Source organism: Microvirga ossetica (assembly GCF_002741015.1).
GTDB lineage: Bacteria > Pseudomonadota > Alphaproteobacteria > Rhizobiales > Beijerinckiaceae > Microvirga > Microvirga ossetica.
Genome location: NZ_CP016616.1, coordinates 3,571,751 through 3,586,234, shown reverse-complemented (window position 1 = coordinate 3,586,234; position 14,484 = coordinate 3,571,751). Strand labels below are relative to the sequence as shown.

Genomic DNA, 14,484 nt, shown 5'->3' with positions numbered 1-14,484 from the left:
TCCCTCGAGCCAGTTCACGCATCTTACATCGCATGAACGTGATGAAAGTCCCAATGGTCCTGCTCCAGGGGCAGGGACGGGGCAGGCAAGTCCAGCGAGCTTTCGTATCGAGCGACGTCACAACGAATATCGCCCTCGCGCCCGAGGCGACCTTGCCTAGCTGTTTGGTAGCGGAACGTTGTTGGGATCGGGTGCGTTACGCAATTGAGGAGTACACTTGGCGCTTCGATGGCCTGCGACGCCGAGCCCCTCGTCGAAGGAGGACGTGATGCACTCCCTTCATCCGCAAGCCCGCACCACCCCAGCCGTTCGCCAGGAGATCGCCCGCTCGCGCGAGCCCACCGGCGTGCTGGCCCAGCGCTTCAGCGTCAGCACCGAGACCGTCCGCAAGTGGCGCAAACGTGGGGCGCAGGACTGCCAGGACCATAGCAGCCGGCCGCACAAGCTGCCCTGGAAAGCCACGGAGGAAGAGCGCGCCATCGTCTGCGCCCTGCGCCAGGCCACCGGCTTTCCGCTCGACGACATCACCTTCATCGTCACGCACTTCCTGCCACATCTCAACCGCGATGCCGTCTACCGCATCCTCAAGGCTGAGGGCTTGGGACGCCTGCCGGCGCAGCAGCACAAGCGGAAGAGCGGCACCTTCAAGGACTACGATCTCGGCTTCGTGCATATGGACATCAAGCACCTGCCCAAGCTGCAGACCGCAAATGGCGAGCGCCGCAAGCGCTTCCTGTATGTCGCCATCGACCGTTGCTCACGCTGGGTGCATCTCGCCGTCAAGGACGACGAACTGGCCACCAGCGCGATCGCCTTCCTGAATGAGGCGGTGCGTGCCTTCCCGTTCAAGATCACGCACGTGCTCACCGACCGCGGCTCCTGCTTCACCGCCGACGGCTTCGAGGACGCCTGCCGCAAACTGAAGGTGGAGCACCGCAGGACCAAGCCGTACACGCCGCAAACCAATGGCCTTGTGGAGCGCTTCAACGGGCGGGTGCAGCGCGAGGTGCTGGGCATTACGATCTACAGCCACCGGGATCTGGAGACGCTGCTCAAGGGCTTCAACCAAGCCTATAACCAGAGACGCCAACGCGTGTTGAAGGGACGATCCCCCGAGCAGGTGGTGCACAGCCGCTTGGCCGCCGAGCCGAAGCGGGCCAACCGGCGCTACAAGCCGCCCGATTCAGACGCTTTGTCGCCAGCCCTCAGGGTCGTCGCTCGCGCCAAGGAGGTCTCGCATCCAGACAGCTAGTCAGCGTCGGCTCCAGGCCTAGGGCGCTCGCGCGGGCGTGACGGCGCCCGTGGAGGCCCGGTCTGGCGACCGGGACTCGATGGCCGCAAGAAACTCCTCCACCGCAGCCATCCTACCCTGCTCCAAGTTCCGGGCGTGGTTGCCGCCCTCGATACGGACGAAGCGCTTCGGCTCGGACGCAGCGTCGAAGAGCTGTCGGCCGAACGCGAAGGGAATGATGCGGTCTTCGGTGCCGTGCAGGATCAGGATCGGCGCCTTCACGGCCAGGATGGTCTCGAGGGACCGAAATTGGTCCAGCATCAGCCACCGGACAGGGACATACCAATAGTGGTCTTGCTTCGAAAAAATGGAGAGCTTCTGATGAAGCAGGAGGATCTCCATGCCGAAGACCCGTTTTAAGAGAGAGTTTCAGGATGAGGCCGTCCGCCTCGTTTTGACGAGTGGGCGCTCGCAACGCGCGATCGCCGACGATCTTGGGGTGAACCGTTCGACGCTCGCGCGCTGGATGGCGGAGCACCAGGATATGCGGCCTTCGTCGGCCCCGCCGCCCAATGAGGATGTCATGGACGAGCTCAAGCGCCTCCGTCGCGAGAACGAGGTGCTGCGGCAAGAGCGCGACATCCTCAAGAAGGCCACCGCTTTTTTCGTCAAGGAGGGAAGTCGATGAGGTTCACGTTCATCGATGCGGCGAAAGCGGAATTCCCCATCCAGCGCCTGTGCCAGGTTCTTGAGGTGAGCCAGAGCGGCTACTTTGCCTGGCGAAGTCGTCCGGCCTGCCAGCGTCAGCGCGACGATCTGGTGCTGCTCGCCCATGTCCGATCCGCCTTTCGAGAATCGAATGGCACCTATGGCAGCCCACGGATGACGCGCGAACTCCAGGATCAGGGCCTGCCGATCGGGCGCCGTCGGACGGCCCGACTGATGCGCGAGAATGGGCTCAAGGCCCGGCAGAAACGTCGCTTCAAGCGCACCACCGACAGCCACCACGCCTTTCCTATTGCTCCCAACCTGCTCGAGCAGGACTTCTCGGCCGAGCGCCCGAACCAGAAATGGAACGCGGATATCTCGTACGTGTGGACGAGCGAGGGCTGGCTCTACCTGGCCGTGGTCCTGGATCTCTTCGCGCGCCGGGTGGTTGGCTGGGCGGTGAGCGACCGGCTGCACAAGGAACTGGCGCTCGAGGCGCTGCGCAAGGCTCTGGCGATCCGAAGACCCGGTGAGGGGCTGACCCATCACGCGGACCGCGGCAGTCAATATTGTTCGATCGAGTATCAGGCCGAGTTGCGGAAGCACGGCATCCGGATCTCAATGTCCGGGACAGGCAATTGTTTCGACAATGCCGTGGTCGAGACTTTCTTCAAGACCTTGAAGTCCGAGCTGGTCTGGCGCACCGTCTTCCAGACGAGAGCCGAGGCCAGGAAGGCGATCGGTCGTTACATCGATGGCTTCTACAATCCCGTCCGGCGTCATTCGACACTGGACTATGTCAGTCCGGCTCAGTTCGAAAGGCTGGCCGGATAGCTACCAAACCGCTCTCCACTAAACCGAAGCAAATCCAGTTGGCAGGACCAGATCCTGAAAGCCGACGAGTCCTGCCTCGGACGCCGTGGCACGCCGATCGGACGCCGGATAGAGCAGGCTGCGCTGGTTCACAAACAGCACGGCAAGCGCACAGGCATAGAGAGCGAGCACGGTGAGGGCGAGAAGGCGAAAGCGACGGGCCATAGGGATCTGCTGACACCCGGTTGACGGATTTGACGGACTCGGCGGTTACATATAGCGGCACATCACTAAACGATGCCCGAGACATGGCAGCAAGTGCGTCCAGTGAGCTCGTGCGGGGGTGCATCGCCGATGCCGCACGCCGGCCGACAGGAAGAGCCGGATCCGTTTCGGCAGCTTGGACGCGCCACATTATGGCCTCAGGACGATCGGGCCGGATCGGTGAGCGGCTCGGTTAGGTCATGGGCTTGAGATCGAGGGTCCGGACCCGGCCCGCCGGTCTGGCGCTCGATCATGCGGCGAACGCGCGGCTTGTCCGGCCCTCGATGCAGCGCCCTGAGCCGCTCGCCCACGGCGGCGTCAGCCTGCGTGATGCGCTGATTGTGCCGCACATAGTCCAGCCAGGTCGGACTGTGATAGCGCTCGATCCAGATTTCGGGGTTTTCCAAATCCCGCGATAGCGTCCAATGGCGTGCCCCGTCCCGACGCCGGATCCGCCGCCGTCCCGCCATCACAGCGAGGAACGCCACCACATCCGCTTCCCGGATCACGTACTCGATCGTGATCACGATCGGGCCGCTCCTCGGCAGAACGTCGATTGCGAGATTAGGCTCCGTCCACCGATTGAGCGGATCAAGGTTCAGCATCTTCAGCTCGGGCAGAGGAAGGCGCACGCCGAGTGCGGCCCCGCCGACCAGCATGCCTGCCGCGATCAGCAGAGCATCCGCTGTCCCATACCGGTCGGCCACCACGCCCCAGATCCAACTGCCGAGGGCCATCCCGCCGAAGGTTGCCATCTGGTAGAGCGCAAGGGCACGGCCAACCACCCAGCGGGGTGAGGACAGCTGCACGGTGGCATTGAAGCTGGAGAGCGCCAGCACCCAGCTGGCCCCGCCCAGAGCCATTGCCGCGATGCTCAGGGCTGCAAGGTTGCTCAGCCCCGCAACAGCCGCGCAGACGGCAAAGCTGATGAAGGCAACGCGGACGAGGGCCTCGAGTGACAGGGCCTGTCTCAGACGGGTGCTGAGAAGAGCCCCACCGACCGCACCGGCGCCGAAGGCTCCGAGCAGGAGGCCATAGGTGAGCGGTCCTCCCTGGATCAGGTCACGGGCGATGAGTGGCATCAGGGCCTGAACCGCAATGGCTGCCAGACCGAACGCCGCTCCCCGCAAGAGCACCACGCCGAGATTGGGAGACATGGCAACATAGCGGATCCCTGCCGCCATGGCACTGCCAAGCGTCTCCGGCGGCAAAGCCCTCGGCGGCCGAACAGGCTGCCAGCGTGCCAGGACCACGATCAGCCCGAGATAACTGAGCGCGTTCACCGCAAAGGCGGCGAAGGCACCGATCGTTGCGACGATGATACCGCCGAGCGCCGGGCCAACGCTGCGCGCGATGTTGAAGCCCATGCTGTTAAGGGCGATCGCGGCCGGCAGGTCGGAGCGGGGCACCATCTCGCCCACCAGCGACTGCCAGGCGGGTCCATTGAAGGCGGTGCCGCAGCCAACCAAGAAGGTGAAGGTGAGCAGCAGCCAGGGTGTTACCAGGCCAAAATAAGCGCAAAGGGTCAGGGCCACCGAAACTGCGAGCAGGAAGATCTGCGCGGCGAGCATCAGCATGCGCCGGTCGAAGTTGTCGGCAATGGCGCCGGCCATGAGCGAGAACAGCATGATCGGAAGCGTCGTCGAAGCCTGCACCAGGGCAACAAGATTCGCCGATGCGCCGATGGACGTCATCAGCCAAGCCGCCCCCACCGACTGGATCAGCCCCCCGAAGTTGGAGGCGAGACTTGCAAGCCATACAGCGAGAAAGATGCGATGCCGGAAGGGGGACAAAGAGGATGCCCGCCTGTCCGATCCTTCAGCGTCTTTTGTCGGCATGGAAAACTCGATCTGAGGTCAGGGCCAGAGTCAGCCCAAGGGCGACTAGGTAGGACCTACCACATCTCCTGCATGGCGGCGATCAAGTCTCTGGAGATGGCTGGCGCGCTGGGACGGGCTTCACTTTCTGGGCTTAGACAGCAGGAGATCCCTGCCCGCCCCTATGCTGTGTTAACACTGGACGAAGCTCATCGCCTCGATGCTCAGCAACCTCCCATAGCTGGGCCGGCGGCCGCTCCGCCACGCCACTTGGCTGAGAGGGCCTCACCTGCTGTGTCCGCTGCACCGCGATCCGGTGCATACGAGCGAGTGCGTCCTGAACCTCATTGCGATCTGACACATTCTTGGCGGAGAACTTGTGCCGACACGGATCGGCATCATTGGCGAAGAGTGGGTAGGCCTCATCATCGTCCGGATCCGGCCGCTTGCCCTTGGAGCGGGAGACTGAGCGAATCCCACTCCGGCAGGTCCTTCGACCAAGGGGTCAATTGGGCATTCGCAGGCATGATGCCCAGCCGCTTCTGGTTGGCGAAGATAGTCTCGCGCAGCTTGTTCCAGCCCTCGTCGAAGAAATGCATGTCGCTGATCTTCTTGATCCACTCCGGCGTCGGTTGATGCGTGCGTGCCGCCGGGTACGTAGTAGACGAAAAAGCGCTTGTCCGGAGTGACGGCCTTGAGTTCCCTCATGTGCTGCATGGCCTCGTCGGCCATGGCGGTGGTCAGGTTCCAGCCGGAACTGCCCTGGAAGGGATAGATGGCTGTCGTATTGCGGAAGAGGTTCGGCTGCCACTGGCTGGTGTCACCGCCGGCGAAGCCATAAAAGTACTCGAAGCCCATGCCGTTCGGCCATTGGTCGACCGGCCCGGCCTGGGTCGCCTGATAGAAGGGCGTGTTGTGGTCCTTGCCGAACCACGAGTCCGCCATCTCGTTCGTTTCGCGGCCATCAGCGAGGAGCGCTTGCAAGTAACGCATGCTGCAATTCATATCGGCGAGGCCGTCTCTGAGTTTGTGATGGCACAAGTTCTGTCATTCTTGCGACACCCCTCAGAGCTCGCGGACGGCATGCGGAACAATGAACCCTAGTTCGACCTGCGGACACGCTTGCTCGGGAGGCTTCTAGGGGAGCATACAGTTGGCCTGTTGGGCGCAGGGTACATCGGACGAATGATGATGCGCTTGTTTCGTGCCTTCGCGAAATCGCCAAAAGAGATTGTGTGACGCAGGTCACAGCAGGCCGCGAGGCCTTGTGTGACGCTCGGAGTCAGCAAGAGGAGGTTTCGATGAGCGTGAAGATCATTCCCCTAATCTCCATCCCGAAGCTGGCCAACTGGTTCGAGGCACTCTTCATCGATCGGCAGCCGATCCCAGTCAGGGTCTCTGCTCGTCCACGATACGCCTCGATCCGCCGGCCGCTTGCAGCGATCCTCACACTTGGTTGCCTAGTCACGTTTGGGCACGAATCCGCTCATGCTCAAGGGGCATGTGGCCCTCGAGACAAACTCGTGGAGGCGTTGTCCGACCAATACAAGGAAAGCCCTGTCGGGATCGGCTTGGTTCAGTCCGGACAGGTCCTTGAGGTCTTTGCCTCCTCGTCCGGCTCGTGGTCGATGGTCATGACCGCGACAGACGGCAAGACATGCATCATCGCGGCCGGAGACAATTGGGAGATGATCACCAAGGTGAAGGGGATCGGTATCTGACGCCTCGTCGCGCTTCAGCTACAGGGCCTCGAACCTCCTGCTGCCCGAACCCCACTGAGCGGTGGCTCAGCCTGAGTCAGGGCGTGTGCGGTCGACGGGAGAGCCTGGAATGATACGAGCAGGAGAGGACGTTGGTCCGTGGTGCGGCCAGTGGGCGCCCTGTTCGAGAAGGGCGAGCGAACTCGATTGCCGGCAGCGCGGTGAAATCCGAAACCGCGGATGAACTCGACAGGTCAGGCAAGTCTTGGCACGCCCACGGATTCAGCCGCTGCCTCGATCTCCTGCCAGGTCCGCGCGTCGATTGGTATGCCGTTAGCCTCGCGCCACCGCTTGGTTTCCCGCTCCGGGTCGCCCGGCATTAGGATTTGTGAGGCGCGGTCTGCCTCCGACCGAACCCACGAGACGAACGCGTTCGTCTCGTCGTCGAGATTCGCTCTTGTGCCGAGGCGGTCTGGCGAGACGAGGATGGACAGCATGGAGTTTACGATGGCGTTGCCCTGCTTCGGGCCTGACTGGGTTTTGCCGCCGATGAGCGCCGCACCTAGAAGCTCGCAAGCGACGGACAGCCCCCAGCCCTTATGCTCCCCAAAGGGCAAGAGGGCGCCCGGCGGGTCCGAGAACAGGGCGGACGGATCGGTCGTCGGGTGGCCGTCCGCGTCCAGCAAGGCTCCTTCAGGAATGGAAACGCCCTGATTGAAGGCCACGTGAACTTTCCCGGCCGCCAGGCGGCTGGTCGCGAAATCGACGACGACGGGAGGCATATCGGTTCGAGGGATGCCGACCGCGAACGGATTGGTGCCGACACGTGCCTTGGTGCCGCCGAACGGCGCGACCGCCGGGGTACTCACGACATTGACGAAATGGATGGACACCAAGCCAGCCGCTGCGCACTGCTCGGCCCAGTGACCGATGCGGCCGATGTGATGCGAATTCCGCAGTCCCACGATACACGCGCCGGTGCCCGCGGCCCGTTCGATTCCGGCCTCGATCGCATCGTGGGCCATGACTTGGCCGATACCCACGCCGCCGTCGCAAATGATGAGCGCACCGCTGTCGAATGCGACGGACAAGGCCTGGTTCAGGACCAGGCTTCCGTCGAGTGCGTTGGCGACGTAGGCGGGGATCATGCTCACCCCGTGGGAATCGTGGCCGCGCAGGTTGGCCCCAACAAGGTGGTCGGCGACGAGCCCCGCTTCCCGCTCCGACGACCCGGCCGCCGAAAAGATCGTCCGGACGATCTCTCTGAGCCTATCTGCTGGGACGATCACGGGCGTAGAAGTGAGGCTCATCGGCCTTCCTCGGTAGAGTGTCGCGGTTGACGAGGGATGCCGGTTCGGCGGCATCCCTTCCAGCTTGCAGTTCCTAGAAGACCGGCAGCGGGATCATGGGCTGGCCATTGCGGAACTTGCGGGAAATCGCGTCCAGATCGCCGCTGTTCTTGATCTGATAGACGAATGTGTTCAGCCATTGCAGCAGATCGGGGTTTCCGCGGCGGATGCCGATCCCGAAGTGGGCCGCCCTCAGGGGGAACTTCTGCTCGTACTCTTCACCCTTGGCGCCCTTCCGGAGATAGATTTCGCCGTAATCCCCTCCCCCCATGGCATCGATCTGGCCGGAAAGCATGGCCTGCGAGACCGATGGGCCGTCATCGAACCGAAGCAGGTTCATGCCGGCTGGGTTCATTTGCGTGAGGGCACCGTCCTCAAGCGCGCCGCGCGTGACGCCGACCTTCAGACTCTTGAGATCATCCGGCCCTTTGATGTTAGCCGTCTTGGGAGCAATGAGGACAGCGGACTGGCCCGCATACGGGATCGAGAACGACACTTGGAGTGCTCTCTCCGCCGTGATCGAGAAGATCGCGACCACCATGTCGACACGGTTGCTGAGCAGGGCGGGAATACGCCCGGGCGAGTTCACCGTGACGAGCTCGACCGGAACCTTGAGGTTCTTGCCGATGAGGTTCGCCACCTCGACGTCGATACCGGTCGGCTGATTGTTGGCGTCGAGCATGCCATAGGGCGGCACCGTCGTGTCTATGGCAATGACGACCTTGCCGCGCTTGATGATCTCGTCGACGGTCTGGGCCCTGGCAGTCTCTGCCGACAGGCCGACGATGGCCATCGCCGTCAGCGCGAGCACGGATTTCATGATTCCTCGCATACCCATGGTCTCCTCCCTCCTTTTCAGCCCGCCCTCGTGGCGGTCATACGTCGCGCGCGGGCTTCTCCGGCCAGCACGCCGTACCTCTTCGGATCACATGGCCTGGATGTTCACGTGACCGACCTTCAACTGCCTTTCCAGATAACCGCTGAGCAGCGACAGGGGCCAGCAGATCAGGAAATAGATGCCCGCTACCGTCCCGAAGACCAGAACGGGCTCGAAGGTGACGGTGTTGATCTGAGCACCGGCCTTCGCGAGTTCCGTGAATCCGATCAGGGCCGCCAGGGAGGTTCCCTTCACGACCTGCACCATGTACCCGACCGTTGGCGGCAAGGCCATCCGAACCGCCTGCGGGATGATCACCAGGATCAGCGCCTTCGGAAAGGTCAGCCCGAGCGATCGGGCCGCATCCCATTGCCCTGCGGGAACGGCCTGGAGGCAACCGCGCCAGATCTCGGCCAAGAAGGCGCTTGTCGATAAGGTGAACGCCAGCACCGCCGCGGTCCACGCGTCGATCCGGATGCCGAACAGGTTCAGGCCGTAGTAGAACAGGAGCAGGAGCATGAGGCCCGGTATGGCCTGCACGAACTGGATGTAGCCGGATGCAATGTATCTCAGCGCCCTGAAGGGCGAGATCCTCGCGATGGCGAGGACGAACCCGACCGTCCCCCCACCGGCGAATGCCGCGAGCGACAGGGCGATCGTCCATCGGGCGGCCAGGACGAGAATCCAAACTTCGTTGAGAGTGAACGTTCTCAGCAATTCCCGTGCCTCTCGAAATCATCCGCGCCTCGCGAAGGCAAAGGCATAGATCGATGTGAATATCGCCCTGAACCCGAACACGATCACCACGTACATGAGGGTCACGATCGTGTAGATCTCGAAGCTCCGGAATGTCTGCGAATTGAGGGTATTGGCGACGGCGGTGAGCTCGTCCGCGGCGATGGCGGAGACGATGCTCGATCCGAGGAGGACAAGAATGAACTGACTTGTCAGCGCCGGATAGACTGCCTTCAGGGCCGGGAAGAGGATCAGGAACCGGACGATTTGGATCGGCCTCAGCCCGAGCGCCCGTCCGGCCTCGATCTGGCCATGCGGGATAGACTCGACGCCGGCTCGTACGATCTCAGCCGAATAGGCGCCTAGGTTGATCACCATCGCGAGCAAGGCGGAATTGTTGGGGCTGAGGCGCACCCCGAGGTGAGGGAGCGCGAAGAACACGAAGTAGAGCTGGATCAGGAACGGCGTGTTGCGGATGAGCTCGATGTAAGACGTCGCCAGCCACCGGAGCGGCCGTGGACCGTAGGCCTTGGCCACCGCACACGCCATGCCGATGGCCAACCCGAAGACCATCGTGAGCGCGGACAGGCGGATCGTCAGCGCGGCCCCGGCGAGGAGGTCCGGAAAGTGGTCAATCACGGTGCCGAACTGGAACGTGTAGTTCAATGGCTCACCTATCTCCTTGCCCCAGCCTCTACGCCTGGGATCGTGCCGGAGCCTGTGGATCTTTCCCTGGATCACACCGGGCGGCGCACCAGAAACTCCCTGTTGACGCAGTTGGAGAGATCGCCGCTCCGGATGTGTCGGAGGACGGTCTCGACGCTCTTCACCCGCATGTCGATGACGGACGAAGGCGAGTAGAATGCAGCATGCGGCGTGAGAACCAGCCGTCCATTGATCCAGTCCTCACCACGACGCCATGCATTGATCAGCGGATGCGTGGAATCGGCAGGCTCGGTCGGCAGGACGTCCAGCCCCGCAGCCATGATCCGCCGCGTCCTGAGGGCATCGTGAAGCGCGTCGAGGTCGACGAGCGAGCCGCGCGCCGTGTTGACCAGGACAAGACCGGGCTTGGCATGCGCCAACGCTCCCGCGCCGATGAGGCCGCGTGTTTCCTCGTTCGAGGGGGCATGGATGCTGACCACGTCCGAGATCGCGATCAATTCGTGGAGGCTCGCGCATCGCTGTGTATCGACGGCGATCTCCATGCCGGATGGCAGATACGGGTCGTGGAAGGCGATCCGCATGCCGAAGGCGCGTGCCCGGATTGCCGTGGCCAGTCCGATGCGGCCGAGACCGACGATCCCGAAGACCGCGCCCCGCAGGCGGCGGACGGCGGGCGCGATGCCCTGTGTCCATCCGGTTGCCGGATCGGCCCTGATGGCATCGTTGTAGGTGAACACGCCCCGGGTGAGTGATAGCATGAGCGCGATCGCATGGTCGGCGACCTCCGAGGTGGCATAATCCGGGACGTTGAAGACGGCCGTGCCATTGCGGCCCCAGGCCTCAAGGTTCAGTCCATCGAACCCGACCCCGGAGCGGACAAGCGCTTTTACGTTCGGATACTCCGAGGGCGGTCCGTCTACGTCTGTGCCCGGAGGCGAGTGGATGATGCCGTCGATGCTCGCACGTGCATCCTTCGGTACCGAACACCACGCGCCATCGTTGACCGATTGAACGATGAGTTCGCCTTCGCTGCCTATCGCCTCCCGCTCGATCCGGTCGTCGGGATGCCTGAACTGGGACAGCAGGATGCGCATCAGTTCACCTCCCGAACGATACCGATCGGCGATCCCATGGCGACCGTCGCCCCGTCCCTTGCAAGTATCTCGGCGAGAATTCCGCTGGCGGGGGACTCGATCTCGACAACGGCCTTGTCTGTCTCGATGTCTGCCACGTGGTCGCCCTGCGTCACGCTTTCTCCAAGTCGGCGATACCATTTGACGAGCTTGCCCTCGCTCACCGTCAGGTCGCCGAAGGGCATCGTAATCGGGGTGCCGTCGACCGTGCCCCGCGCAGGCACCTCGGCCTCGGGACGGGGCCGCCGCACAGATAAGTCATCGGACACTGGTGCCGTGTGTCTGGCCTCTGCGGAGAACCGGCCCACACGGTCGATCGGATCGACCTCGCCCTGCGCAAGGCGTCTCGCGGCGGCGACGATGCGGTCGGTGGACACCAGCATGGCGCGCTCGAGGGACGGTGCAAACGGATGGGTAACGGGCGCTGTGTGAAGACGGGCGACGGGAGCATCCAGGTGATCGAAGCAGAGTTCGTTCATGGACTGGCCGAGCTCGGCGCCAACCCCGAACATGGCATACGCCTCATCGACGACGAGAAGGCGATGGGTGCGCCTGACGCTGTCAGCCACGGTCTCGACGTCGAGCGGCTGAATGGTCCGGAGATCGATGACTTCGGCGGAGATGCCGCCCTCGGCCAGGATGTCGGCGGCCTCGAGCGACCTGATGACGAGCTGTCCGGCGCTCGCGATGGTGAGGTCGGTCCCCTTCCGGGCGATCCGTGCGAGTCCGAAAGGCACGAGATGCTCGCCTTCCGGCACAGGCCCCTTCGACGAGAACAGCGCCTTCGTCTCCAGCATGATGACCGGATCGCGGGCTCGGAGGGCGGTCTTCATCAGTCCCTTGGCGTCGGCCGGCGTCGACGGAAGGCAGACCACGAGACCCGGAACATGCGCCCATACCGGATGGTAGGTGCCCGAGTGGTGGGGGCCAGCCGAGCGCACAGCACCCGCGCCGACGCGGATGACCATGGGGGCCTGCATCTGGCCGTTCGACATGTAGCGCAGCTTCGCCGCCTGCAGGACGATCTGTCCGGCTGCCTCGAACAGGAAGTCGGCGAACATGAGGTCCGCGATGCAGCGGGTGCCCGTGGCGGACGCGCCGAGCGCCGCGCCGGTAAAGCCGAGTTCCGAGATCGGCGTGTCGACCATGCGGTCCCTGCCGAACTCCTGGTACAATCCCTTGGTGTGCGCGAAGGTGCCGCCGCGCTCGCCGGTTCCCTCCCCGAAATAGATCAGGTTGCGGTTGTGCCGCATCTCCTCGGCGATCCCCTCCCTGACGGCATCGAGCCAGCCCGTTTCGACCGTGGGACGGCCTCGGGGCGTCGGTGCCGTCGCCTCGGGCGGATTGATCGGGTCCGCGAAGACGTGAAGCGAATAGGTGCTTGGCTCCGGTTCAGGCGATCGGCGGGCGAATTCGATTGCGGCCTTGACCGAAGCGTCGACGGACTCGTCGATCTGATCGAGCTCGCGTCCTGTGACGATCGCGTAATCCTCCATGATCCGGCGCCTGAAGGTCTCGACCGGGCACCGCTTGGCCCATTCGTCCACTTCCTCCTGCGTCCGGTACATGCCGACTACGGGATCGCCCTCGTGGTGGCCGACGGTGCGGTAGGTCTTCGCCTCGATCAGGGTCGGTCCGTGCCCCTCGCGGGCGCGCTCCACCGCTTCGCGAGCTGCCTGCCAGACCGCCACCACGTCGTTGCCGTCGACGGCGATGCCCGGGATGCCATAGGCCGCCGCCCGGCTCGCGATCTCGGGATTGAGAGTGACCGACGAGAGAGCGGTTGCCGTCGCGTAGAGATTGTTCTCGCAGACCAGCACCACCGGAGCCCGCCTCACCCCGGCGAAGTTCAGCGATTCATGGAAGGCGGCATGGTTGGTCGCTCCGTCTCCGAAGAAAGCGACGGAAACATCACGCGTGCCTCGATACTTGGCGCTGATCGCTGCACCGACCGCCGAGGGGATGCCGCCTCCCACCAGACCGTTCGTCCCGAAGAGACCGATCGCCGGATCGTACAGATGCATGGTGCCGCCGCGTCCGCCGCAGCATCCGTCGTGCTTGCCATAGAGTTCCGCCATGAGCACGCGCGGGTCCATGCCCTTTGCCAGCGCGTGTCCATGACCGCGATGCGTGGACGTGATCCAGTCGGTCGGCTGCAGGTGGGCGCAGATTCCGGAGGCAGTCGCTTCCTGGCCCACATAGAGGTGGAGGAAGCCCGGCGTCTCTCCCGTCCGGCACGCGACCTGTGCCGCCAGCTCGAATTTCCTCAGGAGAACCATGCTCCTGTAGAGCCCGACCATTGCTTCGGAGGATAGCCCATCCGGCAGCGGAAACCGGTTGCTGAGTTCTCCGCCGCCGGTGTCCCGCTGCAATGGCGCCATGGCTCAGAAATCCCGCGCGAAGCCGGCGGTCCAGCCGCCGTCGATGGGAAGGATATGTCCTGTGATGTAGGAGCTTTCCGGGGCTGCGAGGAAAAGGGCGCCGTTCGCGATCTCCTGCGTAGAGGCAGGCCTGCCAAGGGGGATATGCGACAGAAGCCTCGCATGAAGGTCGAGCTCCTCGCTCTTCGCGTCGCCGACCCAGCGCTTCCAGCCCTCGGTCGCCGTCGAGCCCGGCGCGATCCCGTTGACCAGGATGCCATGGGGCGCCAGCTCGAGCGCCATCGAGCGGGTCAGGTTGACCACTCCCGCTTTTGCGGCGACGTAGGAGCTTTGCAGACGCATCGGCACAAGGCCGAGGACGGATGCGATGTTGATGATCCGACCAGTGCGCTGGGACTTCATGTGCGGAATGACGGCACGGCTGACGCGAAACACCCCGGTCAGGTCGATCCGAAGCATCTCCTCCCAAGTGTCGACCGGAAATTCGTCGATGGTTTTTCGATCCGCCGCCTTCACCCCGATCCCGGCATTGTTGACGAGAATGTCGATCCGGCCCGCCGCCGCTGCCGCCTCGGCGACCGTCGCGTCGATGCAGGGTCCGTCAGAGACATCCATTGCAAAGGCGAGATGACCTTCGTCGCATGGAGTCGAGGTGCGTGCAGCATCGACCGCACGATCGATGTCGAGGTCCGTATAGATGACCCGCGCGCCGTTTCGCGCCAGCGTATCGGCTATGGAACGGCCGATCCCTTGCGCTGCGCCAGTCACCAGTGCGACCTTCCCTTGGAGGTCGACCTGCATGGCGTTTTC

13 protein-coding genes and 1 pseudogene are annotated in these 14,484 nt (G+C 63.7%); 3 read left to right on the top strand and 11 right to left on the bottom strand.

All coding sequences use genetic code 11. The features are described from left to right. Positions 1 to 268 precede the first annotated feature (268 nt). Positions 269 to 1,252 (top strand): IS481 family transposase, encoded by a 984-nt coding sequence (locus BB934_RS16960; protein WP_099507925.1) that lies wholly within the window; start codon positions 269 to 271, stop codon positions 1,250 to 1,252. Between the two features lie 18 nt (positions 1,253 to 1,270). Here BB934_RS16960 and BB934_RS16955 read toward each other — a convergent pair whose 3' ends face one another. Next, positions 1,271 to 1,552 carry an alpha/beta hydrolase gene (locus BB934_RS16955; protein WP_157934209.1) on the bottom strand — a complete coding sequence of 94 codons (282 nt, stop codon included), beginning with the start codon at positions 1,550 to 1,552 and terminating at the stop codon, positions 1,271 to 1,273. A gap of 79 nt (positions 1,553 to 1,631) precedes the next feature. On the opposite strand from BB934_RS16955, the gene BB934_RS16950 reads away from it, so the two are divergent. After that, a protein-coding gene (locus tag BB934_RS16950) for an IS3 family transposase (protein WP_418294697.1) occupies positions 1,632 to 2,773 on the top strand; the annotation gives its coding sequence in 2 pieces (ribosomal slippage) (positions 1,632 to 1,890 and positions 1,890 to 2,773; 1,143 coding nt in all). Between the two features lie 18 nt (positions 2,774 to 2,791). On the opposite strand, the gene BB934_RS16945 is transcribed toward BB934_RS16950, so the two are convergent. The 3 genes and pseudogenes from BB934_RS16945 to BB934_RS16935 form a co-directional block, all read right to left on the bottom strand. Further along, positions 2,792 to 2,977, bottom strand: coding sequence for a hypothetical protein (locus tag BB934_RS16945; protein ID WP_099510693.1), 186 nt, complete (start codon positions 2,975 to 2,977; stop codon positions 2,792 to 2,794). Positions 2,978 to 3,174: 197 nt separating this feature from the next. Beyond that, positions 3,175 to 4,854, bottom strand: a complete 1,680-nt coding sequence (locus BB934_RS16940; RefSeq protein WP_099510692.1) for an MFS transporter — start codon at positions 4,852 to 4,854, stop codon at positions 3,175 to 3,177. Between the two features lie 440 nt (positions 4,855 to 5,294). Next, a pseudogene (locus BB934_RS16935) lies at positions 5,295 to 5,784 on the bottom strand (sulfatase-like hydrolase/transferase); the annotation flags it as partial. Positions 5,785 to 6,134: 350 nt separating this feature from the next. Between BB934_RS16935 and BB934_RS16930 the strand changes: the two are divergent. Further along, positions 6,135 to 6,554 carry a hypothetical protein gene (locus tag BB934_RS16930; RefSeq protein ID WP_099510691.1) on the top strand — a complete coding sequence of 140 codons (420 nt, stop codon included), beginning with the start codon at positions 6,135 to 6,137 and terminating at the stop codon, positions 6,552 to 6,554. A 233-nt stretch (positions 6,555 to 6,787) separates the two neighbouring features. On the opposite strand, the gene BB934_RS16925 is transcribed toward BB934_RS16930, so the two are convergent. The 7 genes from BB934_RS16925 to BB934_RS16895 all read right to left on the bottom strand — a co-directional run bounded on the left by BB934_RS16925 (position 6,788) and on the right by BB934_RS16895 (position 14,475). Then, positions 6,788 to 7,843 carry a malate/lactate/ureidoglycolate dehydrogenase gene (locus BB934_RS16925; protein ID WP_099510690.1) on the bottom strand — a complete coding sequence of 352 codons (1,056 nt, stop codon included), beginning with the start codon at positions 7,841 to 7,843 and terminating at the stop codon, positions 6,788 to 6,790. A gap of 73 nt (positions 7,844 to 7,916) precedes the next feature. Next, a complete protein-coding gene (locus BB934_RS16920; RefSeq protein WP_099510689.1) occupies positions 7,917 to 8,720 on the bottom strand; it encodes a transporter substrate-binding domain-containing protein in 804 nt (267 codons plus the stop codon). 87 nt (positions 8,721 to 8,807) lie between these two features. Continuing rightward, positions 8,808 to 9,476 (bottom strand): amino acid ABC transporter permease, encoded by a 669-nt coding sequence (locus BB934_RS16915; protein WP_099510688.1) that lies wholly within the window; start codon positions 9,474 to 9,476, stop codon positions 8,808 to 8,810. An 18-nt stretch (positions 9,477 to 9,494) separates the two neighbouring features. Further along, the gene (locus BB934_RS16910) at positions 9,495 to 10,160 is read right to left on the bottom strand and encodes an amino acid ABC transporter permease (RefSeq protein WP_099510687.1); all 666 of its coding nucleotides are present in this window, start codon (positions 10,158 to 10,160) and stop codon (positions 9,495 to 9,497) included. Positions 10,161 to 10,231: 71 nt separating this feature from the next. Next, entirely contained in the window at positions 10,232 to 11,254 is a 1,023-nt protein-coding gene (locus BB934_RS16905; RefSeq protein WP_099510686.1) for a C-terminal binding protein, read from the bottom strand. Then, entirely contained in the window at positions 11,254 to 13,674 is a 2,421-nt protein-coding gene (locus BB934_RS16900) for a thiamine pyrophosphate-dependent enzyme (protein WP_099510685.1), read from the bottom strand. Before BB934_RS16900 ends, BB934_RS16905 begins: the two co-directional genes overlap by 1 nt. 3 nt (positions 13,675 to 13,677) lie before the next feature. Then, the gene (locus BB934_RS16895; protein ID WP_099510684.1) at positions 13,678 to 14,475 is read right to left on the bottom strand and encodes an SDR family NAD(P)-dependent oxidoreductase; all 798 of its coding nucleotides are present in this window, start codon (positions 14,473 to 14,475) and stop codon (positions 13,678 to 13,680) included. Positions 14,476 to 14,484: the final 9 nt, after the last annotated feature.

What these genes read in the sequence shown, in the direction of transcription:
- BB934_RS16960 (WP_099507925.1), top strand. Translation starts at nt 269, where the DNA reads ATGCACTCCCTTCATCCGCAAGCCCGCACCACCCCAGCCGTTCGCCAG.
- BB934_RS16955 (WP_157934209.1), bottom strand. Translation starts at nt 1,552, where the DNA reads ATGCTGGACCAATTTCGGTCCCTCGAGACCATCCTGGCCGTGAAGGCG.
- BB934_RS16945 (WP_099510693.1), bottom strand. Translation starts at nt 2,977, where the DNA reads ATGGCCCGTCGCTTTCGCCTTCTCGCCCTCACCGTGCTCGCTCTCTAT.
- BB934_RS16940 (WP_099510692.1), bottom strand. Translation starts at nt 4,854, where the DNA reads ATGCCGACAAAAGACGCTGAAGGATCGGACAGGCGGGCATCCTCTTTG.
- BB934_RS16930 (WP_099510691.1), top strand. Translation starts at nt 6,135, where the DNA reads ATGAGCGTGAAGATCATTCCCCTAATCTCCATCCCGAAGCTGGCCAAC.
- BB934_RS16925 (WP_099510690.1), bottom strand. Translation starts at nt 7,843, where the DNA reads ATGAGCCTCACTTCTACGCCCGTGATCGTCCCAGCAGATAGGCTCAGA.
- BB934_RS16920 (WP_099510689.1), bottom strand. Translation starts at nt 8,720, where the DNA reads ATGGGTATGCGAGGAATCATGAAATCCGTGCTCGCGCTGACGGCGATG.
- BB934_RS16905 (WP_099510686.1), bottom strand. Translation starts at nt 11,254, where the DNA reads ATGCGCATCCTGCTGTCCCAGTTCAGGCATCCCGACGACCGGATCGAG.
- BB934_RS16900 (WP_099510685.1), bottom strand. Translation starts at nt 13,674, where the DNA reads ATGGCGCCATTGCAGCGGGACACCGGCGGCGGAGAACTCAGCAACCGG.
- BB934_RS16895 (WP_099510684.1), bottom strand. Translation starts at nt 14,475, where the DNA reads ATGCAGGTCGACCTCCAAGGGAAGGTCGCACTGGTGACTGGCGCAGCG.